Source organism: Pedobacter cryoconitis (assembly GCF_014207135.1).
GTDB lineage: Bacteria > Bacteroidota > Bacteroidia > Sphingobacteriales > Sphingobacteriaceae > Pedobacter > Pedobacter cryoconitis_D.
In genome coordinates, this window is record NZ_JACHCC010000010.1 from 100417 (window position 1) to 125395 (window position 24979).

At 37.5% G+C, this 24979-nt stretch carries 26 protein-coding genes and 1 riboswitch; of the genes, 23 read left to right on the forward strand and 3 right to left on the reverse strand.

Annotated features, from left to right (window positions below):
* Window positions 1-166: 166 nt before the first annotated feature.
* Genes spt through HDF25_RS18635 form a run of 12 tightly spaced genes read left to right on the forward strand, consistent with a single transcriptional unit; the run spans window position 167 to window position 11668 of the window.
* Window positions 167-1372, forward strand: a complete 1206-nt coding sequence (spt, locus tag HDF25_RS18580) for a serine palmitoyltransferase (RefSeq protein WP_184627520.1) — start codon at window positions 167-169, stop codon at window positions 1370-1372.
* The gene (locus HDF25_RS18585) at window positions 1369-1791 is read left to right on the forward strand and encodes a hypothetical protein (RefSeq protein ID WP_184627522.1); all 423 of its coding nucleotides are present in this window, start codon (window positions 1369-1371) and stop codon (window positions 1789-1791) included. Before spt ends, HDF25_RS18585 begins: the two co-directional genes overlap by 4 nt.
* Window positions 1788-2777 carry an NAD-dependent epimerase/dehydratase family protein gene (locus HDF25_RS18590; protein WP_184627524.1) on the forward strand — a complete coding sequence of 330 codons (990 nt, stop codon included), beginning with the start codon at window positions 1788-1790 and terminating at the stop codon, window positions 2775-2777. The genes HDF25_RS18585 and HDF25_RS18590 overlap by 4 nt, the downstream gene beginning before the upstream one ends.
* A 28-nt stretch (window positions 2778-2805) precedes the next feature.
* Window positions 2806-3258 carry a phosphatidylglycerophosphatase A gene (locus HDF25_RS18595; protein WP_184627526.1) on the forward strand — a complete coding sequence of 151 codons (453 nt, stop codon included), beginning with the start codon at window positions 2806-2808 and terminating at the stop codon, window positions 3256-3258.
* A gap of 1 nt (window position 3259) precedes the next feature.
* The gene (locus HDF25_RS18600; protein WP_184627529.1) at window positions 3260-3631 is read left to right on the forward strand and encodes a GtrA family protein; all 372 of its coding nucleotides are present in this window, start codon (window positions 3260-3262) and stop codon (window positions 3629-3631) included.
* A gap of 6 nt (window positions 3632-3637) precedes the next feature.
* Window positions 3638-6196: a DUF5686 and carboxypeptidase-like regulatory domain-containing protein gene (locus HDF25_RS18605; protein WP_184627532.1), complete on the forward strand. Its 2559-nt coding sequence runs from the start codon at window positions 3638-3640 to the stop codon at window positions 6194-6196.
* Between the two features lie 20 nt (window positions 6197-6216).
* On the forward strand, window positions 6217-7542 hold the full coding sequence (locus tag HDF25_RS18610; RefSeq protein ID WP_184627535.1) for a DUF4833 domain-containing protein: 1326 nt from the start codon (window positions 6217-6219) through the stop codon (window positions 7540-7542).
* A gap of 12 nt (window positions 7543-7554) precedes the next feature.
* The gene (locus tag HDF25_RS18615; RefSeq protein ID WP_184627537.1) at window positions 7555-8202 is read left to right on the forward strand and encodes a sterol desaturase family protein; all 648 of its coding nucleotides are present in this window, start codon (window positions 7555-7557) and stop codon (window positions 8200-8202) included.
* Window positions 8177-9115, forward strand: a complete 939-nt coding sequence (locus HDF25_RS18620; protein WP_184627539.1) for a phosphatase PAP2 family protein — start codon at window positions 8177-8179, stop codon at window positions 9113-9115. Before HDF25_RS18615 ends, HDF25_RS18620 begins: the two co-directional genes overlap by 26 nt.
* A gap of 44 nt (window positions 9116-9159) precedes the next feature.
* Entirely contained in the window at window positions 9160-10533 is a 1374-nt protein-coding gene (xseA, locus tag HDF25_RS18625) for an exodeoxyribonuclease VII large subunit (RefSeq protein ID WP_184627542.1), read from the forward strand.
* A complete protein-coding gene (gene xseB / locus HDF25_RS18630) occupies window positions 10511-10717 on the forward strand; it encodes an exodeoxyribonuclease VII small subunit (protein WP_184627544.1) in 207 nt (68 codons plus the stop codon). The genes xseA and xseB overlap by 23 nt, the downstream gene beginning before the upstream one ends.
* 36 nt (window positions 10718-10753) lie before the next feature.
* Window positions 10754-11668 (forward strand): tetratricopeptide repeat protein, encoded by a 915-nt coding sequence (locus HDF25_RS18635; RefSeq protein ID WP_184627546.1) that lies wholly within the window; start codon window positions 10754-10756, stop codon window positions 11666-11668.
* A gap of 3 nt (window positions 11669-11671) precedes the next feature.
* Here HDF25_RS18635 and HDF25_RS18640 read toward each other — a convergent pair whose 3' ends face one another.
* Complete coding sequence (locus tag HDF25_RS18640) at window positions 11672-12034, reverse strand: response regulator transcription factor (protein ID WP_184627548.1); 363 nt, start codon at window positions 12032-12034, stop codon at window positions 11672-11674.
* A 212-nt stretch (window positions 12035-12246) separates the two neighbouring features.
* On the opposite strand from HDF25_RS18640, the gene HDF25_RS18645 reads away from it, so the two are divergent.
* The 3 genes from HDF25_RS18645 (at window position 12247) to HDF25_RS18655 (ending at window position 14390) form a co-directional block, all read left to right on the forward strand.
* Window positions 12247-12426 carry a histone H1 gene (locus HDF25_RS18645; RefSeq protein ID WP_184627550.1) on the forward strand — a complete coding sequence of 60 codons (180 nt, stop codon included), beginning with the start codon at window positions 12247-12249 and terminating at the stop codon, window positions 12424-12426.
* Between the two features lie 56 nt (window positions 12427-12482).
* A complete protein-coding gene (gene mgrA / locus HDF25_RS18650) occupies window positions 12483-13487 on the forward strand; it encodes an L-glyceraldehyde 3-phosphate reductase (protein WP_184627552.1) in 1005 nt (334 codons plus the stop codon).
* A 64-nt stretch (window positions 13488-13551) separates the two neighbouring features.
* A riboswitch (cobalamin riboswitch) is annotated at window positions 13552-13738 on the forward strand.
* Between the two features lie 265 nt (window positions 13739-14003).
* Window positions 14004-14390 (forward strand): acyl-CoA thioesterase, encoded by a 387-nt coding sequence (locus HDF25_RS18655; RefSeq protein ID WP_184627554.1) that lies wholly within the window; start codon window positions 14004-14006, stop codon window positions 14388-14390.
* Window positions 14391-14449: 59 nt separating this feature from the next.
* Here the strand turns inward: HDF25_RS18655 and HDF25_RS18660 are convergent, their stop codons facing one another.
* Window positions 14450-15463, reverse strand: coding sequence for a Gfo/Idh/MocA family oxidoreductase (locus HDF25_RS18660; RefSeq protein WP_184627556.1), 1014 nt, complete (start codon window positions 15461-15463; stop codon window positions 14450-14452).
* 47 nt (window positions 15464-15510) lie between these two features.
* On the opposite strand from HDF25_RS18660, the gene rpiA reads away from it, so the two are divergent.
* Window positions 15511-16203, forward strand: coding sequence for a ribose 5-phosphate isomerase A (gene rpiA, locus HDF25_RS18665; protein WP_184627558.1), 693 nt, complete (start codon window positions 15511-15513; stop codon window positions 16201-16203).
* A gap of 60 nt (window positions 16204-16263) precedes the next feature.
* Here rpiA and HDF25_RS18670 read toward each other — a convergent pair whose 3' ends face one another.
* Window positions 16264-17460, reverse strand: a complete 1197-nt coding sequence (locus tag HDF25_RS18670; protein ID WP_184627560.1) for an aminopeptidase C — start codon at window positions 17458-17460, stop codon at window positions 16264-16266.
* Between the two features lie 213 nt (window positions 17461-17673).
* Between HDF25_RS18670 and HDF25_RS18675 the strand changes: the two genes are divergently transcribed.
* The 7 genes from HDF25_RS18675 (at window position 17674) to HDF25_RS18705 (ending at window position 24793) form a co-directional block, all read left to right on the forward strand.
* Entirely contained in the window at window positions 17674-18714 is a 1041-nt protein-coding gene (locus tag HDF25_RS18675) for a CobW family GTP-binding protein (protein WP_184627562.1), read from the forward strand.
* Window positions 18715-18749: 35 nt separating this feature from the next.
* Window positions 18750-21314: a M1 family metallopeptidase gene (locus tag HDF25_RS18680; protein ID WP_184627564.1), complete on the forward strand. Its 2565-nt coding sequence runs from the start codon at window positions 18750-18752 to the stop codon at window positions 21312-21314.
* A 100-nt stretch (window positions 21315-21414) separates the two neighbouring features.
* The gene (locus HDF25_RS18685; protein WP_221450953.1) at window positions 21415-21861 is read left to right on the forward strand and encodes an antitoxin Xre-like helix-turn-helix domain-containing protein; all 447 of its coding nucleotides are present in this window, start codon (window positions 21415-21417) and stop codon (window positions 21859-21861) included.
* 8 nt (window positions 21862-21869) lie between these two features.
* The gene (locus tag HDF25_RS18690; RefSeq protein WP_184627566.1) at window positions 21870-22337 is read left to right on the forward strand and encodes an RES family NAD+ phosphorylase; all 468 of its coding nucleotides are present in this window, start codon (window positions 21870-21872) and stop codon (window positions 22335-22337) included.
* A gap of 5 nt (window positions 22338-22342) precedes the next feature.
* Entirely contained in the window at window positions 22343-23212 is an 870-nt protein-coding gene (locus HDF25_RS18695) for an NAD(P)-dependent oxidoreductase (RefSeq protein ID WP_184627568.1), read from the forward strand.
* A 31-nt stretch (window positions 23213-23243) separates the two neighbouring features.
* Window positions 23244-24152 (forward strand): hypothetical protein, encoded by a 909-nt coding sequence (locus tag HDF25_RS18700; RefSeq protein ID WP_184627570.1) that lies wholly within the window; start codon window positions 23244-23246, stop codon window positions 24150-24152.
* A gap of 8 nt (window positions 24153-24160) precedes the next feature.
* Complete coding sequence (locus tag HDF25_RS18705; RefSeq protein WP_184627572.1) at window positions 24161-24793, forward strand: class I SAM-dependent methyltransferase; 633 nt, start codon at window positions 24161-24163, stop codon at window positions 24791-24793.
* Window positions 24794-24979 lie beyond the last annotated feature (186 nt).

Below are 24979 nucleotides of genomic sequence, written 5' to 3' on the forward strand. Positions count from 1 at the left end.
ACTAAAATACGGTTATGGTCTAAGAATAATTTACTTTTGTCTATCTTAAAATTAACATATTTTTAATATATTAGATCATGTTTCATTGCGGTATTTTTTGTATTGGACTGTCTATGAATGAAATAAACTATGAATCTAGCTGAAGTAAACATTATACAATTCAGGCATGCGTAAAAAATTGGGCGATAGGATTGCAGCATTTAAAGATGCAAATGCAATTAAGGAAAAGGGATTATATCCTTATTTCAGATCGATAGAGTCGGCACAGGACACTGAGGTCATTATTGAGGGAAAGAAAACTTTGATGTTTGGGTCAAATTCCTATTTAGGATTGACTAATCATCCAAAGATTAAAGAAGCTGCTAAAAACGCTGTTGATAAATACGGAACAGGTTGTGCCGGGTCAAGATTTCTGAATGGAACATTAGATATACATCTGGAACTGGAAAGAAGACTTGCGGCTTATGTCGGTAAAGAAGCTGCTGTATTGTTCAGTACAGGTTTTCAAGTCAATCTAGGCGTGATTTCGTGTTTACTGGAAAGGAATGATTATCTTATTCTTGATGAGTATGATCATGCATCTATTATAGATGGAAGCCGTCTTTCGTTTTCACGTACGATTAAATATGCGCATAACGATATGGATGATCTGCGTAAGAAATTAAGCAGATTACCAGAAGACTCAGCCAAACTGATTGTGGCGGATGGTATTTTTAGTATGGAAGGTGATATTGTTAAACTTCCTGAGATTGTGCAGCTGGCTGAAGAATTCGGAGCAAATATTATGATGGATGACGCCCACAGTCTGGGGGTTATTGGTTTTAATGGTTCTGGAGTTGCCTCTCACTTTAACCTGACAGATCAGGTAGATTTGATTATGGGTACTTTTAGTAAGTCGCTGGCTTCACTCGGTGGATTTATTGCCGGAACAGAAGAGACTATAGAATACATTAAGCACAGAGCGCGCTCACTAATGTTTAGTGCCAGTATGCCTCCTTCAGCTGTTGCGAGTGTTATTGCTGCACTTGATATAATCGAATCAGAACCAGAACGTATTGATAAACTTTGGGATAATACCAACTATGCAAAAAAACTACTTTTAGATGCAGGATTTGATATAGGGCATACAGATAGTCCAATCATACCTGTTTATATCAGAGATAACGATAAAACTTTCCTGATCACCAATATCTTGCACAGGAATGGGATATTTGTTAACCCTGTTGTTTCACCGGCTGTACCTTCAGACTCATCTTTAATCAGATTCTCACTGATGGCTACACATACTTTTGCTCAGATTGAGGAAGCGGTGGATAAACTTTACGCTGCTTTTAAAGAAGTACAACTAACTCCTGTTAAGGTTAGTATATGAAACATGTCGTTGCCGCTCATGGCAAAAAGGAATTAGGAACATTTATTGACTTCTCTCACAAGTTGTACAAAAATGATCCTAATTATAATCCTGAGTTATTTATAGCTCAGGAAGATATGCTAAGCCTTGGTAAGCATCCTTTCCATGAGTACTCTGCGTTTCAGCTTTTTCTGGCCTATAACGGCAGAAGGGTTACAGGTAGAACTGCAGCGATCAGGAATTTGAAGGGCCGGGAATTGATAACAATGACAGGCCCTGTTAATTTTTCAACCAGAGTCAAAAGAGGGTGTTTGTTCACCTTTGGGATTTTAAGGATCATGGCTTTAGGAATTATTGATGGTTATCTGATTAATAATGCGATTGAACAAATTAAGGGTATAGCGTACAGGGAGTACCGAATTTTTGAAAAAGCAATATGAAAAAGCGAGTGTTGATAACCGGTGCAAGTGGTTTCGTAGGATATCATTTGATTGCTGCAGCCATAAATTCTGGTCTGGAGGTTTTTGCGGCGGTTAGACCAAGCAGCAATATCAAGCATCTTCAGGAATTCAATATTCAGTATACCTATCTTGAATTCAGCGATGTTAATCTGCTGAAAAAGGAATTAGAAGAAAAGCAATACACTTATATTATACATGCTTCCGGTATTACCAGAGCAAAAACAGAGGAAGAATATAATACTGTTAACGCAGGATATAGTAAGAACCTTGCTCAGGCTGCCGTAGCAGCCGATATCAATCTGGAGAAATTCATTTTTGTAAGTAGTTTGGCTGCTTTAGGCCCATTAAAGGATTTGTCAGGTGTGATTCAGGATAATTCTCCTGCTCATCCAGTGACCAGTTATGGGGCCAGTAAACTACTTGCTGAGCAGTATTTAGCGGAAATTAAAGATTTACCCCTTATTGTCATTCGTCCGACTGCTGTATACGGACCACGGGAAAAAGATATATTTATTCTGCTGCAAACAATAAATAAAGGGCTTGAACCTCATATAGGTAATTTTAAACAACAGATCAGTTTTATTTATGTAAAAGACCTGGCAGATATTATTATTGAGGCTTTGTTTTCTAATGTAACAAACAAACAGTATAATGTGTCTGATGGGGGTATTTACGATAGATACGCACTGGCCGAAGGAGTGAAAAAAGCGTTGCATAAACGAACCTGGAAGTTTCATTTACCAGTTTCAGCAGTCGCTGCGTTAGCTTCATTCATGGAACGGATTTATAAAAATTCTGCGGAGGCACCAACACTTAATAAAGAAAAGATGAACGAGCTGACTGCTGTGAACTGGGCATGCAGTATTGAAAGATTAAAAAATGAACTCGGATTTCATCCCGGTTATAATCTGGAAAGCGGGTTAGTAGAAACGGTAAACTGGTATAAAGACAATAAATGGCTATAACTAGCAGGATTCTTAAGTATAATTAAAAATGTTATTTCACAAGATTACATCAACAAGCCTGGGAATTGGGTACATCGGTAAAGGAGCAGGAACTGCTGCTGCTGCTGTGACCTGCCTGGTATGGTATTTTGTACATCCGGATGCATTTAACTTTATCCCTGCACTGATAGTCACTGGTCTTCTGACTGTACTGGGTATCTGGTCGGGAAATGTTGTGGAAGCCATCTGGGGAAAAGATCATAACAGGGTTGTAATAGATGAAGTGGTTGGTATGTGTATCACTTTGTTATGGATTCCGGTTACGCCGGTGAATATATTAATTGGGTTAATCCTTTTTAGATTTTTTGATATTTTAAAACCGCTTTTTATCAGACGCCTGGAGAATTTGCCAGGGGGATGGGGAGTGATGTTTGACGATATACTTGCGGGTATATATGCAAATATCGTATTGCAGATAATTTTAAGATTTATAATACATTAAGATGGCGACTTTCGTAAAAGCTCAGGTCGCTTCATTGTCGGCTTCAATTATTGACTTTCTTACCACATTAGTCTGTACGCAGGTGTTTCATGTTTGGTATGTGCTTGGAAGTGTGATAGGTACCACGGCAGGAGGGATCACCAACTTTATGATGGGACGTAACTGGGTATTTGGTGTGAAAGAAAAGAATATCAATCATCAGATCTTTAAATATATTATAGTTTGGGTAGGAAATTTGCTGTTGACAACAGCAGGCGTTTATCTGGTTACCCATTATTTACATGTTAATTACATTTTATCAAAAATCTTAGTCTCTTGTACAGTTGGAATAGGTTATAACTTTCTGATGCAAAAGAAATTTGTATTTATATAATTTTTTATGAAAACTCGCATTCAAACAATCATATTCATCTGTGCTTTAGCACTGCCGTTTTTTGCAGTTAAAGCTTCGGCTCAACAAACCGTTATTACCGGTGTGGTTACAGATGCCGCTGATAAAGACCCTATTCCTTATGTTACTGTTCTTTTTAAAGGAACAAATATCATTACCAAAACTGATGCGGACGGAAAGTATACAATTTCCACTAGCGAGGCTCATAACCAGTTGCAATTCAGTTATGTTGGATATAAGACGAATTACAGTACGGTAAAACCAGGAGAGACACAGGTCATTAATGTGAGATTGCAGGCCGAATCACAGAACCTGACTGAGGTTGTAATCAGTTCAAACAAACGTCCTGCTTACCGGAATAAGAATAATCCGGCAGTAGAGCTGATCAGGAAAGTTATAGAAAATAAAGGTAAAAACCAGAGTAAAAGCTACGATCATGTGGAGTACCAGCAATATGAGCAGATGTTTTTCTCACTCAGTAACTTGTCAGATAAGTTTAAAAATAAACGGATTTTCAGAAATTACCAGTTTCTTTTTGAACACCAGGATTCTACTAAAATAGGTGGTAAACTCACTTTACCAGTATTTATGGAAGAAAAGGTTTCTAAAAATTACCTGCAGAAATCTCCGGCTAAGAAGAAAGTTATTGTACTTGGTGACAAACATGTTAATTATGATAGTAAGTTCATAGACACGGAAGGACTAAGTAAATATTTTGAAAGAATGTATGCTGATATCAATATATATGACAGTAACATCTCGTTGATGAGTAATCAGTTTCTGAGTCCTATTGCTGATGCATCTCCGACATTTTATAAGTTTTTTATTACTGATACGATCAAAACACATAGTCCAAAGCTGATTGAATTATCTTTTATTCCCAGGAATAATACTGACCTGTTATTTGAAGGCAAGATGTATATTACAATGGACGGTAACTATGCTGTTCAGGACGCTTTTCTTACCGTAAATAAAAATATCAATTTAAATTTTGTAAGGGCACTTGAGGCTAAACTTGATTTTGATAAAAATGAGGATGGCAGGTATCATTTATCAAAAACCAACCTTATCGTGGATTTTGGTATTAATAAAAGTAAAGGTGGTGGTTTTACTGGCCAGCGCACTGTTGTCGTTAGTGATTATAAGATTAATAAGCCACAGGCAGATTCAGTTTATGCAGGGCCATCAATGGTTTTATCACCACAGGCCGCTTTGCGTTCAGATCAGTTCTGGGCAGAGAACAGACAGGATTCTACCGCTGGTGCGAAAATCAAAATTTATAAAAATATAGATACTTTACAGACCATTCCTTCTTTTAAAAGAACGATGGATCTGATTACGCTTTTCTTTGCAGGGTATAAGGATTTTGGACCATTTGAAGTTGGACCGGTGAATACTTTTTACAGTTTTAATAATGTAGAGGGATTCCGTTTGCGTCTGGGCGGTCGTACTACACCAGCTCTGAGCAAAAGGTATTATTTTGAAACTTATGCTGCGTATGGTTTTAAGGATGAAAAATGGAAGTATTTCTTAAGTGCAACTTACTCACTGAATAACAAATCTATTTATGCATTCCCTCAGAACTATATCAGAGGAAGTTTCCAGAGAGATACAAAAATACCGGGTCAGGAGCTTCAGTTTGTTCAGGAGGATAACTTCCTGCTGTCCTTCAAAAGAGGAACTAATGACATGCTTTTGTATAATGATTTTTATAAGATTGATTATGTCAAAGAATTCGAGAATCACTTTTCTTACACAGTAACTTTACGTAAATGGACGCAAAGTCCAGGTGGAACGCTGGTTTTTAACAATACTGAAAATAATACACTCAACAGTGTGGGTCTGATCAATACTTCTGAGATTAGTGTTAATCTGCGTTATGCTCCGCATGAGAAATTTTATCAGGGTAAGATTTACAGGGTTCCGATCTTTGATAAGTATCCGATTTTTAACTTAAGATACACAGCAGGATTAAAAGGTGTACTTTCCGGTCAGTATAACTACCAGAACCTGATGGGAAGTATTGACAAAAGATTTTATCTTTCTCAACTGGGTTATACTGATGTAACGATTGAAGGAGGGTATATTTTTGGAAAAGTTCCTTTCCCTTTACTTGATATACACAGAGCGAATCAGACCTATGCCTATCAACTAAATTCTTATAACTTAATGAACTTCCTGGAGTTTGTGAGTGATCATTATGCGAGTATCAATATTGATCATAATTTTAATGGATTCTTTTTTAATAAGATACCATTGATCAAGAAATTGAAGTTAAGAGAATCCGTATCTTTCAAAGCTTTATATGGCGGACTGAGAGATCAGAATAACCCGAATATGGATCCTTCACTATTACAATTCCCCAAAAATGCAGATGGGGTGCCGACTACTTATACTTTAGGTCGTCAGCCGTATATGGAAGGAAGTGTCGGGATTGGTAATATTTTTAAACTATTGCGTGTAGACCTTGTTAAACGCTTTACATACCTGGATAACCCGGTAGTGTCGCCATGGGGAATCAGAGCAAGGGTTAAATTTGATTTTTAATAAAGAATAAAGAAGTACTTATGCAAGCATTATCATTTCGTGATCGTTTACAGCAAACGATTTATAAGATCATTAATCCTTTTGTAAAGGGATTGATCCGAATGGGTTTGACGCCCAACGCTGTAACAACAATAGGTCTGATACTAAATATCGGGGTAGCGGTTATTTTTGTTTTTGGTGCAGAGGGCAGTAACAGAGGAGATCTTTCCTTTGTTGGCTGGGGTGGAGCACTTGTTCTTTTTGCCGGATTATTTGATATGCTTGATGGTCAGGTTGCGCGTTTGGGAAATATGAGTTCAAAATTCGGAGCGCTTTATGATTCAGTTCTGGATCGCTACAGTGAACTGATTATGTTCCTGGGAATTTGTTATTACCTGGTTTCCCATCATTACTTTTTAAGTTCATTGTTCGCATTTATTGCACTGATAGGTTCTATGATGGTAAGTTATACCCGCGCAAGAGCAGAGGGGTTAGGAATTGAATGTAAAGGAGGGCTGATGCAACGTCCTGAACGTGTAGTTACTATTGGAATTTGTGCCATGGCCAGTGGTATTGCCGGACATTATATTGGTGGAGATTATAAAATTTATGTTCCAGGTATTTCATTCCATATTTTTGAAACGATCTCGATCTTTACTATTCCGATTACTGTCATGGCTTTTATGACTAACATAACCGCTATAAACAGATTAAGAGATGCAAAAAAAGCACTGGATGTAAAGGACCTTAAAGAAAAAGAACAAGAGGTAGCATCGACTGCTAAAAATCAACCCTTGACTACTATTGTGACCGGATTGTTTTTATTGACTGCCATCTTCAGTTTTGGCCCGGCTGCAACAGTCTTTTCACAAACACGTGATCAGAGTAACCCTTCGCCGCTTAAATTTCCAGTTCCGAAAGGGATAACTAACCAATTGTTTTATGTTCAGCGAGACCCGAATACCAATACAATTATTTGTGAATTAAATACAAATGGTAAAGGTCAGGTAGATAAGGATAACCCTGTACATGTTTACTGGATCCGTTATTCGGAGGATGAGTCAAGAAAAGAACTGGGGTATATCCAACGTAAATTTGCTTATGGTATAGAATCCAAAGCATTAGCGAATGATCAGTTTGAATTACGTTTTGTTTCTCATAAGAAATTGCCGTTATATCTTACAAGATCTGATGAAGATAATAAATATCATGTTTATGTGACAGTTAATAATAAGAAAATTCAGGTAGAACGCATATTTTTGCGAATAGAAGGTGGATCGTTCTGGTTACCTAACGTAAAGTATGTGGAGATCAAAGGAATGAATACTTCTACAAATGCATCAATTACAGAAAGAATTAAGATTTAATAAAGCACGCTCATGAAGAAGAATTTTATATCCAACTCTCCCGAATCTATCCGAATGTTTAAAAGTGGGTTACTGGAGAAATTATCAAAAGTTGATTTTTACGTACCACTTATAGTTTTTATTCCTATTATTGGCTTTTTAATCTGGAAGGCATTTGCAGATATACAAATGAATTTCCTGGAATTTACGGCCTGGTTATTTATAGGTTTATTTATCTGGACCATTACGGAATATATCATGCATCGCTATATTTTTCATTTTTATCCAAGTTCAAAAATTGGTAAAAGAATACATTTCATCTTTCATGGTGTTCATCATGATTATCCAAACGATGCTAAAAGGCTAGTAATGCCACCATCTGCGAGTATCCCAATGGCATTGGCATTATACCTCGTATTCTTGTATATCCTGCCGGCAGGAACTATTTTTGCTTTCTATGCTGGATTTTTGATTGGTTATTTGTTTTATGATATGGTGCATTATGCATTACATCATGCAAATTTTAAAAACCCATTCTGGAAAAAATTGAAGCAGCATCATATGTTACATCATTATTCGGATTCAACCAAAGGATATGGAGTAAGTTCCGCTATCTGGGATAAAGTTTTAGGATCAGATTTTATAAAAAAAGTAAATGACAGACCAGATACGGCTGAATAGACCATTTTTTTCGCTTCGTGATATCCTGTCAACTACTGCGGTATCTCTGGCTTATTTATTGATTTCTTATTTTTTAATCGGATTTAAAAGCCAGCAGATTATTCTGGTGGCTTTGTTCAATCTTTTTTATTACGCTTCGGTGATAAGCAGAAAATTTATCCTGGGTTTCTCGATCTTTATCGTGTACTGGATTATTTTCGATTATATGAAGGCATTTCCCAATTATGTTTTCAATAAAGTGCATATTGAAGAGTTGTATAATCTGGAGAAGCATATTTTTGGTATTTCTTCTCAGGGAACTGTTCTGACGCCTAATGAATACTGGAGATTACATGGCAGTACAGCAATGGACGTTATTGGTGGCATATTTTACCTGATGTGGATTCCTGTTCCTATTGCTTTTGCAGTTTATCTGTTTTTTGTAAACAGGGAACAGTTTCTTAAGTTTTTGTTCACTTTTGTATTGGTGAACCTGATAGGTTTTGTGATCTATTATCTTTATCCGGCTGCTCCACCCTGGTATGTGCAATACCACCGGTTTGTATTCGAGGCTCATACTATGGGTAATACAGCTGGGCTGGTTAAATTTGACCGGTTTTTTAATGCACCGATATTTAAATCCATTTATAGCAACGGATCTAATGTGTTCGCAGCTATGCCTTCTTTACATTCTTCTTATCCGGTTATCGTTTTATATTACGGACTGAAAAATAAATTGGGACTGGTAAATGTCTTCTTTGGTGTAGTAATGCTGGGAATATGGTTTACGGCAGTTTATACAAGTCATCATTATGTACTGGATGTTTTATCTGGTATTATTTGTGCAATTGTTGGAATTGGCCTTTTCAACTGGCTGCTTAAGCATACTGCATTAAATGGACTTGTGGAAAAAATGTACGCGGTAGTCCGTTAGTGTTCCAAAATGTCTAATTTTACGGGTATAAATAATAATCAGCTTTGGCAGTCATACCCTCAATTAAATTATCCGAATTAACTGGTCAGATCCATGATGTGATCAATGGGGTATTTGGGGCAAAGACATTCTGGGTAATTGCAGATATAACCAATTATACTTATAAACCTCAAAGTAATTTTCATTATTTTGAATTGGTTGAAAAAGATAAATCCTCGGCTAAAATCCTGGCGAAAATTGGTGGGAGAGCCTGGGGAAATGCCTCAGTAAATATTTCTAATTTCGAGAAAGCTACAGGGCAGCAGTTCAAGAATGATATTAATGTTCTGGTTCAGGTTGCTGTACAGTATAGCCCATCGTTTGGATTACAGCTTAATCTGCTTGATATCGATACGAGTTTTACTTTGGGGCGTTTTGAGCAGCAACGTAAAGAGACACTGGACCGACTGGTAAGAGATAATCCTTCATTTATCAGACTGGAGAATGGACAATATCTGACCAGAAATAGTGAACTGTCTTTAAATAGGGTATTACAACGTATTGCCGTAATTTCTTCTAATACTTCGGCTGGTTATCATGATTTTAAACACACACTTGAAAATAATACTTTTGGTTATCATTTTGAGATAGACGATTATTTTGCCTTAGTTCAGGGAGAAGGAAATGCCAAACAGTTTTTAGCAAAGCTGATACAGGTATTTGGTTCAGGTAAAGAATATGATGCGCTGGTAATTATAAGGGGAGGGGGAGCCCAGACTGATTTTCTGATTTTTGATAATTATGAACTCAACCGTGCAATTGCTAAGTTTCCAATACCGGTGATTACAGGGATCGGGCATCAGAAAAATGAGACCATTGCAGATTTGATGGCACATACTTCTACCAAAACCCCGACCAAGGCTGCAGAAATGCTTATTGCTCATAACAGAAATTTTGAAGAATCTGTTTTATCACTACAGCAGCATTTAGTAATCAGAACTTTTCAGATGATGACCCAGCATAAAGAGCAGCTGACACGTTTAAACCAGCTAATTATCAACTCATCAAAAAACATGTTGCATGAGAAACATAGGGATATCGTGAATCTTTCGGGTTTGATATTGACCAATCCAAAGATTATAATATCGAATAAGAATAAAGACCTGAATAATCTGCTGGCTAATTTCAAATCCTTTAACAGGATGTATTTTATAAATCACACCAGATACATCAGCCATTTTGAATCTGTGGTCAGAATGATGAGTCCACAGAATATTTTAAATAAAGGCTTCGCAATTATTAAGGTAAACGGTTCTATTGTGAGCAATGCAGAAAGCATTATTCCCGGAACTTCGTTAACTGTGAGCCTGGCTTCGGCAGAAATCAATACAAAAGTTTTATCTAAATCACCCCGTAATGGAAAAGAATTTGAATTATGAGGCCGCTTATCATGAGCTTACTCAGATTGCCCAGGAAATAGAGACTGAAGCTGTTTCGGTAGATATTCTTGCTGAAAAAGTAAAACGGGCCTCAGAGCTGATCGCTTTTTGTCAGACTAAACTAAGGTCCACAGAGACTGAAGTAAACAAAATTATAAAGCAGATGGAAAATCAACCGTTATAACTACCTTCGTTTACCATTTAATTAAAATAATCAGCCATGTTAGTTTATAGTCCGGAAGAAGAAGAAGTATTTTTTGATCAGATTGATCAGGTTTATACACTGACTGAGTCTCAGAATTTAGAGGAAGCGGAGGCGCTTTTATTGAAAATCGATTCGTCAATACCTCATCCTAAAGAAAATTGTAGTGTTGGCAGCATATTGCTGGATAGCATTTTCTCTTTTTATGAGCAAACAGGGAAGGTTGAGAAGGCACTGCCACATTTTTTGAAAGAAACTGAATATCTTCAGGAGAAAATGAAAACAGGAATAGTAAAAAGTTCGGGCCATTTCATTACGACAGGTAGTATTTATTATGTGTTGGGAGATCTTGACAAGGCGAGAGTATATTTTAAAATTGCTCATAGTTTAGGCAAAAACAGTATTTTCCATGATTTTAATGCTGATTTTTTACATATGGCTGTAGTTTCAGATACTGAGTTCGAAGAATTTAAAAGGAACTTTGTCCTGGCCGAAAATTTGCCTCAGGAAGAACTGACTGATGAACAACAGGACCAGATGGAAGAATATTGTGACCAGGGAAATCTTGAAATGGATGCAGAAAATTTTGAGAAGGCTGCCGAATGGTTTCAGAAGGCATTAGATGTGTTGCCTGAACCTAAGGAAGACTGGGAAGCTGCTGGTTGGGTTTCGGCCTCTTGTGGGGATGCTTATTTCAATGCAGGTAAGTATAAAGAAGCACTGGAGCAGCTGTTGTTAGCTCATGAGATTTATAGTAGTGAAGAAGATGTAAATCCATTTGTATTACTGAGACTGGGGGAAACATATTTTGAGCTGGGTGATCATGAAAATGCAAAGAAAAACTTATTAACTGCTTATCAGATGGAAGGTGCCGATCTTTTTGAAGATGATAAGAAATATCTTAATTATCTTAAAACACAGCATAAATTATAAGCGCTAAGCGGTAATGAGCTGTTGTTCTATGATGGATAACAGGAAAGAGATATTGAAAGGTTTAGGTACAACTTCATCTGCACATATCTCTTTCACTACTTCTATTTTTGGGTGAGTTGACAAGACGATAACTGGTATATGACTGGATTCTTCTGCGGATTTAATGGATTGACAAAGAGCTGTTCCTTCTTCGGTTGGATTAATAATATCGAGGAGGATAGCATCTGGCCTGAAAATTTTGATACGCTCAAACATTTCCGTTTCCTGAGAGATTAAATCAGTGAGATATCCTTCGTCTGTCAATACTATATCAATGAGCTCAAGAATTTCTCTGTTTTTCTCTAGTACCAATATCTTTTTATTCATTCGCTGCATTTTTATAGGTAGTGAGTAAAGATAAAGACAAAAATCAAGTCATGTGAAATCATTACGTCATATTTTAGGAGACGCCATCTTAACTGAAGACCTGTCATCGCTTATCAGTGTTCAGCCTGGTTGAATATTTATTGTAATTAATTGATGATTTCAGCATTTATTTCGTAAAAGTTATATATTTGATATGTATAAAAAATTAAACCATGGAAAAATTTTCAAAACTAAAGGAATTACTTACTGCTGCTGAAGTTGATGCAGAGAAATTTTATTCTGCAGGTAATAGTGCAGCTGGAACAAGAGTGCGTAAAGCGATGCAGGATTTAAAAGGTCTTGCTCAGGATATTCGTACTGAAGTAACCGAGAAAAAAAATACTGCTAAATAATTTAAGCACAACCTTACCTCAAGAGGGATTTCAAAAACCCTCTTTTTCACTTTTTTATGCCTTATACTGCGAATCCTGAACGTTATACTAAAATGCAATACCGCCGTTGTGGTAAAAGCGGCTTAAAATTACCTGCCATATCTCTGGGTTTATGGCATAATTTTGGTTATGTTGATCAACTGGAGAATTCCAGGAATATCTTAAAACTGGCTTTTGACAGTGGTATCACACATTTTGATCTGGCAAATAACTATGGTCCCCCTCCGGGTTCGGCAGAAGAGAATTTCGGTACACTCTTAAAGCAGGATTTTATGGCTTACAGAGATGAGATGATCATTTCTTCGAAAGCTGGTTACACGATGTGGGACGGACCCTATGGTGACTGGGGATCCAAAAAATATTTAGTTTCCAGTTTGGATCAGAGTTTAAAACGAATGGGCCTGAACTATGTTGATATATTTTATCATCATCGGCCAGACCCTGAAACTCCTTTAATCGAAACAATGACTACACTTGATCTGATGGTACGTCAGGGGAAAGCATTGTATGTAGGCATTTCTAATTACCCGGCTCCTGAAGCAGCTGAAGCTATGGCTATATTGAAACAATTAGGTACGCCCTGTCTGATTCATCAGCCAAAATATTCGATGTTTGAAAGATGGATTGAAAATGGTTTGCTGGATTTACTGGGTGAGGAAGGAGTAGGCTGTATACCTTTTTCTCCATTGGCCCAAGGTTTATTGACGAATAAATACCTTCACGGGATTCCAGGGGATTCCAGGATAGCAAAAGCACATGGTGCATTAAAGGAAGACCAGATTACACAGGAGCGTCTTCATCAGTTACAGGAATTAAATACCTTAGCAGCTAAACGTGGTCAAAGCCTGGCACAGATGGCTTTATCGTGGATTTTACGGGATCAAAGAGTAACATCCGTATTAGTTGGGGCAAGCAGACCGGAACAACTTGCTGATTCTATAAAATGTCTTGATCATTTGTCTTTTGGTGAAGATGAATTGAATATGATCGAACATATTTTGTCAAATTCAGATAAAAACTGATTTCCTTAATCAATTCGATCTAATTTCAATTATATTTGGGTTGATTAAGTTCTTTACTATTTTTTCTTTATCAACAGGAAAAGGTTCTGCTTAACGCAGATTAATAGGGAATCGTGTGTGAATCACGAACTGTCGCGCAACTGTAAGTAACTCAACAGTTTTTACCGATAATATATCCACTGTCTTACGGGATGGGAAGGATGGTGAAAATGTTACAAGTCAGGAGACCTGCCTCAACCGAATTGACAATGCTTTCGCGAATTGAAGCTTTTGATCAGGTATGATGCTTTTTTAATGCAGTGAAAACAATTGATATTGTTCTAGCCTGCTGGTGCATACATATTTAATCTTTCTTCTCTTATAAAACATTGTGAACATCTAGCTTAAAAGAGCTGTCCGCCGGATAGGATAGAAGCTGCAAAAGAATTGCGTTTATCCGTAAAAGAACCAGTAAGTTTGCAGGCTTGAACAGGAGGTTGTAATCTAAACCGTCTGTTTTATATAAACACACACACAATGACAATAGAAGAGAAGATCCAAGCATCAGAGACCCGAATTTTTAAAGCCGTATTCCCTAATACCACAAATCATTATGATACCCTGTTTGGCGGAACTGCCATGCACATGATGGATGAAGTTGCGTTTATTACTGCAACAAGATTCAGTCGCCAGAGAATGGTTACTGTAAGCAGTGACAGGATAGATTTTAAAATGCCTATTCCAGCTGGTACAATCGTTGAACTGGTAGGTACAGTGAGTCATATTGGTACGACCAGTATGAAAGTGAAAGTTGAAATTTATGTGGAACAAATGTACTCTGAGGATCGTGAGAAAGCAGTTACAGGAGAATTTTCATTTGTAGCTATAGACGACCATAAGAAGCCAACAGCAATTCTTAAATAATTGATCAGAGTTTAATCAAAGAAAAAGGACCTCATCTTAATGAAGCCCTTTTTCTTTGATTAACTCTCCAATATGGTGATTTGCTGGATTATTTCTTCCTTTTTTACAGAATAAGGCTTATTCTCTCTTATAGTTTGGTAAACTGCATCAAATAAATGTATATAGGAAGATTTTCCTGGTGGAATGAGTTCTTTAGTGATTGTACCATCGGCATTCATACAACTCAGGATTCCTTCTTTACCAGGCTCTTCAATACCAAACAATGGATCATCAGGATTCATATTTTTTAGCAGCTGTGCTTCCTGAATATCAGATCGCCGTTTTTGATAAGACCCTTTAGTCCCGTTAATAATGAAGGCAGGTTGTTGTTCCACGACAAGCATGCTCATGGTAATGAATACCTGCAAGTCTTCCGGATATTTCAAGTGGATGTAGGCATAATCATCAACTTGTGTACCGGGCCTGTAATAGCCCAGAGTTTTAGTCCATTCCAGTGGCTCTCCAAATAAGGCAAATACCATATCCAGTAAATGAGGCCCCAGGTCATATAACAGGCCACTGCCTGGCATAGGAGTTTCTTTAAATACTTTAGGACCTATGGTATAACGATATCTGTCATAACGGATATGCGCTTCTACCAGACGACCAAGTTTACCACCGTCAACTATATCTTTAACAGCTAGAAAATCACTGTCATAGCGACGGTTCTGATAAGGAAGGAGATAGAGGTTATGTTTTTCAGCTTCTTCGAAAAGTATTTCGGCTTCGGCAACTGTAACTGTAAATGGTTTTTCAAGTAAAATATGTTTCCCGGCCCGGATTGCTTTTTGTGCGAATTCAAAATGCGTGTAATTTGGTGTATTGATTACAACGAGTTCGATTTCTGGGTCTGCCATCAGTTCGTCGATAGTAGAATAGCTCTTGATTCCTGGAAAACGAAGGTGTGCATTCTTTTCCTTGCGTTCTACTACTGCATCAAGATTAAATCCGGGATGTGCCGCTATGAAAGGAGTGTGAAACAACTTTCCGGACATTCCATATGATAATATGCCTGTATTTATTGGTTTTTGCATGCCTAAATATATTAAATTCGTTGTTACTTAATACTAATCCAATCAAGATGAATGATTACAAAATGCAAGCTGCTAAAGCCTCGCTGAAATTTATAAAAACAGGTCAGACTATTGGTTTGGGTGCTGGAACAACCATTTTTCATTTAGTTGATCTGATTAGCCAGGATGAGCTTCTTGCTGTATCGTTAACTATCGTCTCTTCTTCATTTAAAACACGTACTTACCTGTCTGAAAAGGGCTTGAATGTCGGGTTTTCAGATCTGATAGCAAATCTGGATAGCTATTTCGATGGATGTGATCAGTTTGACCGTGAATTAAATGCTTTAAAGAGCGGAGGAGGGATACATACCAATGAAAAGATCCTGGCTTCGATGGCAACAGAATTTATTCTAATAGGGGATGAAGGGAAAATGGTGTCAGCATTAGATCATAGGCATCCGCTGGTTATAGAGATTTTACCTGAAGCACTGTCTGTCGTTTTGCGGAAAATTAAACTTACTTATCCAGGGGCTGAAGTAACCCTGAGGATGAGCAATCAAAAGGATGGTGCCGTTATTTCTGATAACGGTAATCTGCTTGCGGATATCCATTTCTCAGAATTACCTGAACTCAAGGAGCTGAATATTTTTATAAAGATGATTCCTGGAATAGTGGAGCACTCGCTGTTTTACCGCCTAGCAACAAGGGCGGTGATTGCAGGTGAAAATGGAATAAGAGTGATTATTCCTGAATATCAATAAATAAGAAGGGGGCTGTCAATTAATTGACAGCCCCCTTCTTATTTATTGATATTGAATGAATTAAATTCCCAGGCTTTTTCTTGTTGCTGCTGGTATACCGCCTTTGTTTAATAAGAATGCAGTAGTTTTATATTTTACATAATTCTTGGTCACGTATAAATAACCTTTATAGTCGTTGGTTACGCCCCATGAATTTTTTACGATATAATATTCTTTGCCATCCTGATCTTTGGCCAATCCAACGATATGCATACCGTGATCATCAGTAGTCTGATAATTATCGAAAGCTTCCTGACGGTTAGCTTCAGTAATTTCCATTTCAGGTTTTGGACCGTTGAACATAGTTTCTTTCTCCTGAGCAGTCATTTCATCATATGGTTTAGCTGGTACATAAGCTACTCCATTTTTGTAAGAGAATGATTTCTCACTTACATCTGTTGCCCAGGCTACAGAATAACCTTTTTTCAATGCATTGTCAATGATATCAGTGATATCGTTCACTTTTACATTGTAAACCTGATCAAATGACCAGTTATCAGGCACTAATAAAGTAAATTTAGTATAATAAGGATGATCGTTAAATGATGATAATTCTACATAATCATCAGGATTGATACCTACTACCTGTTTAGCAAAAGTCTGCGGAGTATAGCTCTTTCCTTTGTAATCGAATTTTTCAGGTACCTGACCTAAATAAGCATCGATTGCCGCTGTATAAGCTTTTTCCCAGTTTGGTGTTAAAGTTTTGTTAGGGTTTTTAACTACAGCTTCGAGGATACCTGTAGTGATTGCGCCCATTTCTCCAAACTTGTTAATTGTAGTGCCGTAGTTTAAGCCTGTATAGTTTACTTGTGGAATTGCACCATATTTTCTATACATATTAATTACATCATGTAAAGCACCTCCATCGCCCAGGCTTACTGCTCCGTGCATACGGACATAGTTTCTACCTTTTTCTACATAAGCGTTACGTGCCGAAAATATTTGTGATAAGGCTACTGGCTCTTTTCCCATTCTGATCATTTCTGATTCCAGGAAAGAGTTGGTAGAATAACTCCAGCAGGTACCTGATGAACCCTGGTTTTTAACTGATGTATTTTCAAGGTTAATCACATCAGTGAATTTAAAACCTGAAGTGCTATTTGCAGAATGGTTGTTTTTTAAAGAGTTTACCAGATCGTCCTGAGCAAACAAAAAAGAGGATGTTAACAATAGTCCGGAAGCAAGGACTAAAGGTCTAAATATTGATTTATTCATATTGTGTGGTTAATTAGTATTCTGCTTGATATAGTGCAACAACATTGCATTTGTGTATCTTCGTCTGGCAATGTACAGCTTTTACACAATATTGAAAAAATAATGAACGGAAAATATCCTGAACAACATAAAATTTACACTAAGTGCCAGGAAACGTTATTTTATTTGGCCAATTATAGGGGTTAAACATGATGTATCTATTAAGTTTGTAATATGAAGGCAAAAGAAGTAACGATCCTGACTGGATTTTTGGGCGCAGGGAAGACAACAGTCCTGAATGCAGTGATTTCGAAAATGAAAGATACCCGTTTCGCTATTATAGAGAATGAAATTGGTTCTGAAAGTATCGATGCCGGACTGATTATTAAGGGGGATGATGACATTGTAGAGCTGAACAATGGTTGTATCTGCTGTTCCCTGAATGATGATCTCTTTGAAATCTTAAATAATTTATGGGATAAAAAGGATTCCTGGGACCACTTAATTATTGAGGCTACCGGAATCGCTGATCCTGCAAATATTGCGCACCCATTTTTAACCATGGATCAGGTGAAAAGGGGATATGATTTAAAAAGGGTAATTTGTATAGTGGATGCTGAGCTAATCGAAGATCAGTTAAAGGAACGCCCTGAGGCAATCCAGCAGATTGCTTTTAGTGACAGTATCTTATTAAATAAAATTGAAAAAGTTAGTGAAGGGTATGTGAAAGAATTACAGGCAGTCCTGAAGACCATAAATCCATTCGCCGAAATTCTGGTAGCTACCAAAGAAGATTTTCAGATCAGGAAGATGTTTTCCAGGGAGCGTTTTGCAAACTTTTACAGTAACCCTAAACCTGTGGTTACGCCCAAAGGAATTTTTAGTCTGGGAAATGGTAATACAGAAAAGCAACCTTTAATGGCTGCGTCTGCCTCACATAACCGGCATGAACATAGTGATATCGAGACTATTCTTTTAAAATATAAAGAGAGTTTAAATATTGAGGAACTGGAGCATAGAATGATGGTTTTCCTGATTTTACAATCTGCTAATGTATACCGGATTAAAGGTATTATCTATAGTCATGTTTTCCAGAGCAGGCTCGTGTTGCAGACAGTGGGTAAGTCGCTTTCTATTACACTGGGTGAAAACTGGTTACCAGATGAGATAAAAGAAACTAAAATTGTAGTGATCGGAAAAGATCTTAAGCTATATGGTTTTGATAAGATGTTCCGTACCTGTTTATATCCTGAATCAGAACATCAGGCTGATTAATTGATTATTAATGCTGTAAAAATAGTATCTCCCTTATGATCCATGCTTACAAAACTCTATTCCTGTTGCCTTTATTGTTGTTTTCTTGTTCGTCACGTCAGCTGGTTTCTGATTCTGTTGCAGAGAATGGAGTAAGCAGATCGCTGGCTATCTATCGTAAATCAGTACTTGCGGGTATTCATTATGCACTGGAGCTTGATATCCCGAAACAAAGGGCACAGGCAATTGTTGCTCATGAAGTTGTAAATTTCCAGTTAAGTGCTGTCAGATTTCCGCTTCAGCTGGATTTTAAAGAAAATCCAGCTAGAATTAGTTCGCTGACCATTAACGGACAGAAGGTACAGGTGACACATCAGAATGAGCATTTGATTTTAATGCCTGAATTTCTTAGAAAAGGAAACAATGATGTGCAGATTCAATTTCAGGCGGGTGAGGGGGCTTTGAACAGAAATCAGGATTATCTATATACTTTATTCGTTCCTGACCGGGCAAGAACAGTTTTTCCTTGTTTTGACCAGCCGGATCTTAAAGCAACTTATACACTTACGCTTCGTTTGCCAAAAGAATGGAGTGCCATAGCAAATGCTGAATTGAGAGATTCTGTACTGGATCAACAAACTAAAACTTATTATTATAAGACATCCGATTTATTAAGTACCTACCTGTTTGCTTTCGCCGCAGGTAAGTTTCAGCTTTATCAAAATAATGTAAATGGTCATCCTGCAAGTTTTCTCTACCGTGAAACGGATGCTGTGAAACTCAAATCAAGTTTGCCGGCCATATATGATATCCATTCTTCTTCTTTGAAGTATTTTGAAGACTGGACAACTATTCCATATCCTTTTCAGAAATTTGGATTTGTGGCGATCCCGGATTTTCAGTTTGGTGGAATGGAACATCCGGGAGCAATTCAGTATAAAGCATCCAGTTTGTTCCTGGATGCCGGTGCAACCAAAGATCAACTCAATGCCAGGAATAATCTTATTGCGCATGAAACGGCACATATGTGGTTTGGTGATCTGGTGACTATGGATTGGTTTTCAGATGTCTGGATGAAAGAGGTCTTTGCCAATTTTATGGCAGATAAAAGTGCGGAAGGACAAGACGGAAACGATAATTATACACTTAAATTTCTAATTGATCATTTTCCTGCGGCCTATGCAGTAGATCGTACAGCAGGAGCAAATCCTATCCGCCAGCCGCTCGACAACTTAAAGGATGCAGGGACACTTTATGGTAATATTATTTATCATAAGGCCCCTATAATGATGCAGCAGCTGGAAAAACTGATGGGAAAAGATAAATTTCAGGAAGGAGTAAGGGAGTATCTGCATAAATATGCGAATACTAATGCGTCCTGGCCAGATCTGATCCGTATTCTGGATCGTCACACGCCAGTGGATCTCGAAAAATGGAATAGGGTTTGGGTAAATGAAAATGGAAGGCCTGTAATTGATTATACTATGGCCTATCAGAGTGGTAAAATCAAACGTCTGGTAGTTACCCAAAAACCTGAATATGGATTACAGCGGGTATGGCCGCAGACTTTTGAGATAACTTTATTCTATCCTGGTTTAGTTAAGGTACTTCGTGTTAACTTAAAGGATGGAAATCTGGAGCTTAAAGAAGCTGAAGGTCTGGATAAGCCCTTGTTTATGCTTTTCAATTCTGGTGGGGATGGCTATGGGCAGTGGCCTGTTGATGTGCAGATTTTGCAATATTTGTTTGGGATCGAAAAGCCTTTGCACCGCTCAGTTGCCTATATTTCCTTATACGAACAGATGCTCAATGGTAAAACAGTGAGTCCTGCGGACTTGTTAATGCTCTTTAGTCAAGGGCTGGAAAAGGAACAGGAAGAATTGAATATCAGGCTACTATGTGGTTATATCAGTAATATTTACTGGCAGTTTATTAGCAAAAGTGAAAGAGTAAAAATAGCTGCAGAGCTGGAAGATAAATTATGGGCTGCTATGTTGCGGCAAAAAAGTGGTAACAATAAAAAGCAACTGTTTAAAGCTTATCAGGATGTATTTTTAAGCCAGACCGCAAGAAACAGGTTATATCAGGTCTGGAAAGATCAAAAAGCGCCTACTGGAATAACCCTCTCAGAGGACGATTATACCAGTCTGGCATTTTCTCTGGCGGTTAGGGATGATGCTGACAACTCTATCCTGGCTAAACAGGAATCCAGAATTACGAATCCGGATCGCAAAAAACGCTTTGAATTTATTGTACCGGCTGTTTCCGGGAACAAAAATACAAGAGACGAATTCAATAGTAGCTTGAAATATTTAGCTAACAGAGCCAGAGAATCAAATGTTCTTGCTGCCCTGTACTATCTTCATCATCCGCTGCGTCAGCAATATAGTATAGCTTATTTGCCAGGTAGCCTGGCGTTGCTGGAAGAAATTCAGTCTACAGGGGATATCTTTTTCCCGCAATCATGGTTACAGGCGAATTTTGGAGCCTATCAAACTAAAGAAGCTGCAGATATAGTGCGGGGTTTCCTTAAGAGTCATCCAAATTATAATCCCCGGTTGAAGGCGAAAATTTTGCAGGCTACTGATAATCTATTCAGAGCAGAGAAGTTGTCCGATTAAAGGGGGGAGCTAAAGGCGTAAAACAGTTAAATGAATATGCGAATATTTTCGATATAGTTGTTGAAAATATTCGTATATTAGTGTTTTAAAACTCAAAGATATGTCAGCTACAAGTGTATTACTTTCAGATAAAAGGACGGAAGCACTTCGTATTAAGTTTAGTGCTATTGATGTAAGTGATGATATGAAGGTCTTTCAATATGCAAGGCAGGGATTAAAGCCTGGTTTGTTTTACGACTTTGCAGAAGCTATTAATATATCAAATAAATCACTGGCGGACCTGATCAATATATCATCCAGGACAATCAGTAATTATAAAGAGCAAAAGAAACTGCTGGAGCCAGTCTATGGAGAGCATTTGCTTAAACTAATTGGTCTTTATAAAAAGGGAGTGGAGTTGTTTGGTACCGTTGATGAGTTCAGCTATTGGTTAAATAAACCCTTTTGGAATTCAAAAGAACGTCCTATGGATTGGTTAACGACTCCCGGAGGAGTTGATCTGGTAACAGATGAGTTAATTAAAATGGCTTATGGTGATGCTGTTTAGGGTTACAGATGATTGCGTTCAGAATAGGGCATAAGAATTATGCCGGCTCACTCACTGCATCGGGGGTAAACGGAAGATGGGTTTCTGCTGGTAAACCTGTGATATATTGTTCGGAAAATATACCACTGGCTTTTATGGAGAATATGGTAAGGCGACAGGGAGTAGGTTTTAACCATGACTTTAAAATAGTCTTTCTGGAGATCCCAGATGATTTATTGATTAGTACGGTAGAAGAAAATAAGCTGGATCCTGACTGGCGAGATCCTTATGATTACAGCCACTGCCAGCCTTTGGGTAATAAATGGTTTGATGATCAGAGAATGCCCATACTTAGGGTTCCATCGGCAGTAATGCCAGAATGTGACAATTATATTCTCCATACCCTCCATCCCGAATTCAAAAGAATTAAGCTGATAGCGGTAACTGACCTTGTTCCTGATGAACGGATTGAAGATATTCTTAAAAAATACCATTAAAATAGATGAAGGATAAATTGAGAATTGGTTGGATAGGTCTTGGTAATATGGGTGTGCCAATGGTGAAAAACCTGATTAAAGCGGGTTTTGAGGTTGGGGTATATAACCGTAATGAAGAGAAGGCAAAGGTTTTACAAGGTCAAACCGATGTAAGGATTGCTCACTCGCCTGCCGATTTAGCAGCCAATGCAGATGTCATTATTACCATGCTAAGTAATGATGATGCTGTAAAGGAGGTTTTTAGAGGGGAGTCCGGGATTTTAACTGCAAGCAATTTAGCAAAACTGATAGCTATAGATATGAGTACTGTTTCGCCCGAAACGACATTGTCATTAGCCGCTGCCTGTTTGGAAAAAGGTATTGCGTATCTTGATGCGCCAGTTTCGGGGAGTGTTAAGCCAGCGGAAACAGGGGAGTTATTTATTATGGTAGGCGGTAAAGAAGAAATTTATCAAAGGGTAAAATCAATTTTTGATACATTGGGTAAAGCATCTGTTTATCTTGGAGAGAATGGAAAGGGAAATGTAGCTAAACTGGCAATTAATCTGTTTTTGGGAATTACCACGGTGGGGTTGGCAGAAGCGGTTGTTTTTGCGGCTAAAAACGGATTATCATCAGCAGAATTATTACCCTTGATTAATGCAAGTGTGGTGGGGAGTGGAATGACAAAGATGAAATCAGAAAATATTGTTAATCAGGATTTCAGAGCAGCCTTTGCGCTTAAATTACTGGCTAAAGATATTGGACTGGCTACTGCAAACGGAATGGATACCCCTGTCGGTACAGCCCTTTCTTCAACTCTGGAGGCTGCTGTGGAAGAGGGATTGGGAGATGATGATATGATTGCTGTATTAAAGTATTTATCAAAAAAATAGTGCTGGCAGATATTGATCAGAAAATCTCATCATGGGTTTAAAAATTATAAAATTTATATTTTTTGGAAATTATTTTATTGGCTTACTCGCTATTGCACTGACTGTAGAATCTACATTGCAATTAAAGGTGCCATTTAATTCCCTGACTTATTATATACTGTTGTTCCTTGCTCCTATAGTCTATTATACCTATGCCTATATGGGGGCAACCAATAGTCAGCCAGGACAGAATCCCAGGACGGTCTGGTATGCAGAACATCATAATTTTGTGCGGTTGAGTCAGTTTATACTTAGCTTGGTTTGCAGTGGACTGGTTTTTTATTTGATCATCGATAATTTTGAAGCCATTCTGCATTTACCACTGGTGTACTGGATTGTTGTTGGATTGGTATTAGCTATGGCCATTTTATATTATGGACTAGTACCTGTCTTTTTCTTCAATCTTAACCTGAGGAATACAGGCTGGTTTAAACCTTTTATTATTGGCTTTGTATGGGCGGCAACGGCAAATCTGTTGCCATTGATAGTACTTAAAGTTCAATCCGGTACTGACGTTGCCAGAACTACACTATGGTATTTTCTATTTGTGAAAAACTGGATGTTCTGTACGGTGAACGCTATTATGTTTGATATGAAGGATTATGCGATAGACTCAAATAGTCAGTTGAAAACATTTGTGGTTAGAATTGGCCTCAAAAAGACTATATTTTATGTATTGATGCCTCTTTTAATTACAGGAGCGCTTTCCTTACTGATATTTGCATGCATCGAACATTTTACTGTATCCAGGGTATTGCTTAATCTGATTCCTTTTGTACTTACTGCTATAGTAGCCTACTCCATGAATAAAAGAAAGAAAATATTTTATTACCTTATTGTCATTGACGGACTGATTCTGGTTAAGGCAGTTTGTGGTATTATAGCGATGCAATTTATTTAGGCAAAGGAATGAAGAATAACTATGACAATATTGCAGGATACTATGATGTGTTGAGTAGGCTGGTTTTTTTTCGTACACAGGTTAATGCACAATTGGATCAGCTTAAGGCTATTCCGTCCGGTAGTACTGTCCTGATTGTTGGAGGGGGGACGGGATGGATACTCGAAGAGATCGCTAAAATCCATCCTTCTGGATTAACCATCACATATGTGGAGATTTCAGTAAAAATGATCGAGTTGTCAAAGCAGAGAAATACAGCAGATAATATACTGGAGTATGTTCATACTTCAATGGAAGATTTTAAATCCCCTGTTTCTTATGATGTGGTAATTACCGCATTTTTCTTTGATAATTTTTCTGCAGAAACTATTGGTCGGGTTTTTAATCAGCTGCATGTATTACTTAAATCAGGTGGGAAGTGGTTATTCGTTGATTTCTATTATACAAAAGAATCAGGAAAGAAGTGGCAATGGCTACTTTTAAAAATTATGTATTTGTTTTTTGATAAAGTATCAGCTGTGGAAGCGAAATCATTGATTAACACTGAACATTATTTTAGGGAAAGACTATATCTTCCTGTAAAAACAGCCTTTTATTATGGTGGTTTCATTAAATCGGTCATTTATCTGAAATCTGAATGAATTTCTATCGTGGACAATCTGAATTTGTTAATGTAAATAAGAGGTTCTTAGTAATCTAGTCAATACAATGTCATTTAAATAGATGATTGTATCTTTTTTGATGTAATAAAGGTTCTTTTTATTCTGTAAAACAGGCTTTTTGTAGTTGTGAAGCTAATTTTTAGACTGAATTGTTTGAATTTAATA

Coding starts and splice junctions, on each gene's coding strand:
- HDF25_RS18690 (WP_184627566.1), top strand. CDS start 21,870: ATGATTGCGTTCAGAATAGGGCATAAGAATTATGCCGGCTCACTCACT.
- HDF25_RS18585 (WP_184627522.1), top strand. CDS start 1,369: ATGAAACATGTCGTTGCCGCTCATGGCAAAAAGGAATTAGGAACATTT.
- HDF25_RS18700 (WP_184627570.1), top strand. CDS start 23,244: ATGGGTTTAAAAATTATAAAATTTATATTTTTTGGAAATTATTTTATT.
- HDF25_RS18660 (WP_184627556.1), bottom strand. CDS start 15,463: ATGCAAAAACCAATAAATACAGGCATATTATCATATGGAATGTCCGGA.
- HDF25_RS18680 (WP_184627564.1), top strand. CDS start 18,750: ATGATCCATGCTTACAAAACTCTATTCCTGTTGCCTTTATTGTTGTTT.
- mgrA (WP_184627552.1), top strand. CDS start 12,483: ATGCCTTATACTGCGAATCCTGAACGTTATACTAAAATGCAATACCGC.
- HDF25_RS18640 (WP_184627548.1), bottom strand. CDS start 12,034: ATGAATAAAAAGATATTGGTACTAGAGAAAAACAGAGAAATTCTTGAG.
- HDF25_RS18635 (WP_184627546.1), top strand. CDS start 10,754: ATGTTAGTTTATAGTCCGGAAGAAGAAGAAGTATTTTTTGATCAGATT.
- HDF25_RS18675 (WP_184627562.1), top strand. CDS start 17,674: ATGAAGGCAAAAGAAGTAACGATCCTGACTGGATTTTTGGGCGCAGGG.
- rpiA (WP_184627558.1), top strand. CDS start 15,511: ATGAATGATTACAAAATGCAAGCTGCTAAAGCCTCGCTGAAATTTATA.
- HDF25_RS18590 (WP_184627524.1), top strand. CDS start 1,788: ATGAAAAAGCGAGTGTTGATAACCGGTGCAAGTGGTTTCGTAGGATAT.
- HDF25_RS18600 (WP_184627529.1), top strand. CDS start 3,260: ATGGCGACTTTCGTAAAAGCTCAGGTCGCTTCATTGTCGGCTTCAATT.
- HDF25_RS18655 (WP_184627554.1), top strand. CDS start 14,004: ATGACAATAGAAGAGAAGATCCAAGCATCAGAGACCCGAATTTTTAAA.
- HDF25_RS18610 (WP_184627535.1), top strand. CDS start 6,217: ATGCAAGCATTATCATTTCGTGATCGTTTACAGCAAACGATTTATAAG.
- HDF25_RS18620 (WP_184627539.1), top strand. CDS start 8,177: ATGACAGACCAGATACGGCTGAATAGACCATTTTTTTCGCTTCGTGAT.
- HDF25_RS18645 (WP_184627550.1), top strand. CDS start 12,247: ATGGAAAAATTTTCAAAACTAAAGGAATTACTTACTGCTGCTGAAGTT.
- HDF25_RS18705 (WP_184627572.1), top strand. CDS start 24,161: ATGAAGAATAACTATGACAATATTGCAGGATACTATGATGTGTTGAGT.
- HDF25_RS18605 (WP_184627532.1), top strand. CDS start 3,638: ATGAAAACTCGCATTCAAACAATCATATTCATCTGTGCTTTAGCACTG.
- HDF25_RS18670 (WP_184627560.1), bottom strand. CDS start 17,460: ATGAATAAATCAATATTTAGACCTTTAGTCCTTGCTTCCGGACTATTG.
- HDF25_RS18595 (WP_184627526.1), top strand. CDS start 2,806: ATGTTATTTCACAAGATTACATCAACAAGCCTGGGAATTGGGTACATC.
- HDF25_RS18615 (WP_184627537.1), top strand. CDS start 7,555: ATGAAGAAGAATTTTATATCCAACTCTCCCGAATCTATCCGAATGTTT.
- HDF25_RS18685 (WP_221450953.1), top strand. CDS start 21,415: ATGTCAGCTACAAGTGTATTACTTTCAGATAAAAGGACGGAAGCACTT.
- HDF25_RS18695 (WP_184627568.1), top strand. CDS start 22,343: ATGAAGGATAAATTGAGAATTGGTTGGATAGGTCTTGGTAATATGGGT.
- spt (WP_184627520.1), top strand. CDS start 167: ATGCGTAAAAAATTGGGCGATAGGATTGCAGCATTTAAAGATGCAAAT.
- xseB (WP_184627544.1), top strand. CDS start 10,511: ATGGAAAAGAATTTGAATTATGAGGCCGCTTATCATGAGCTTACTCAG.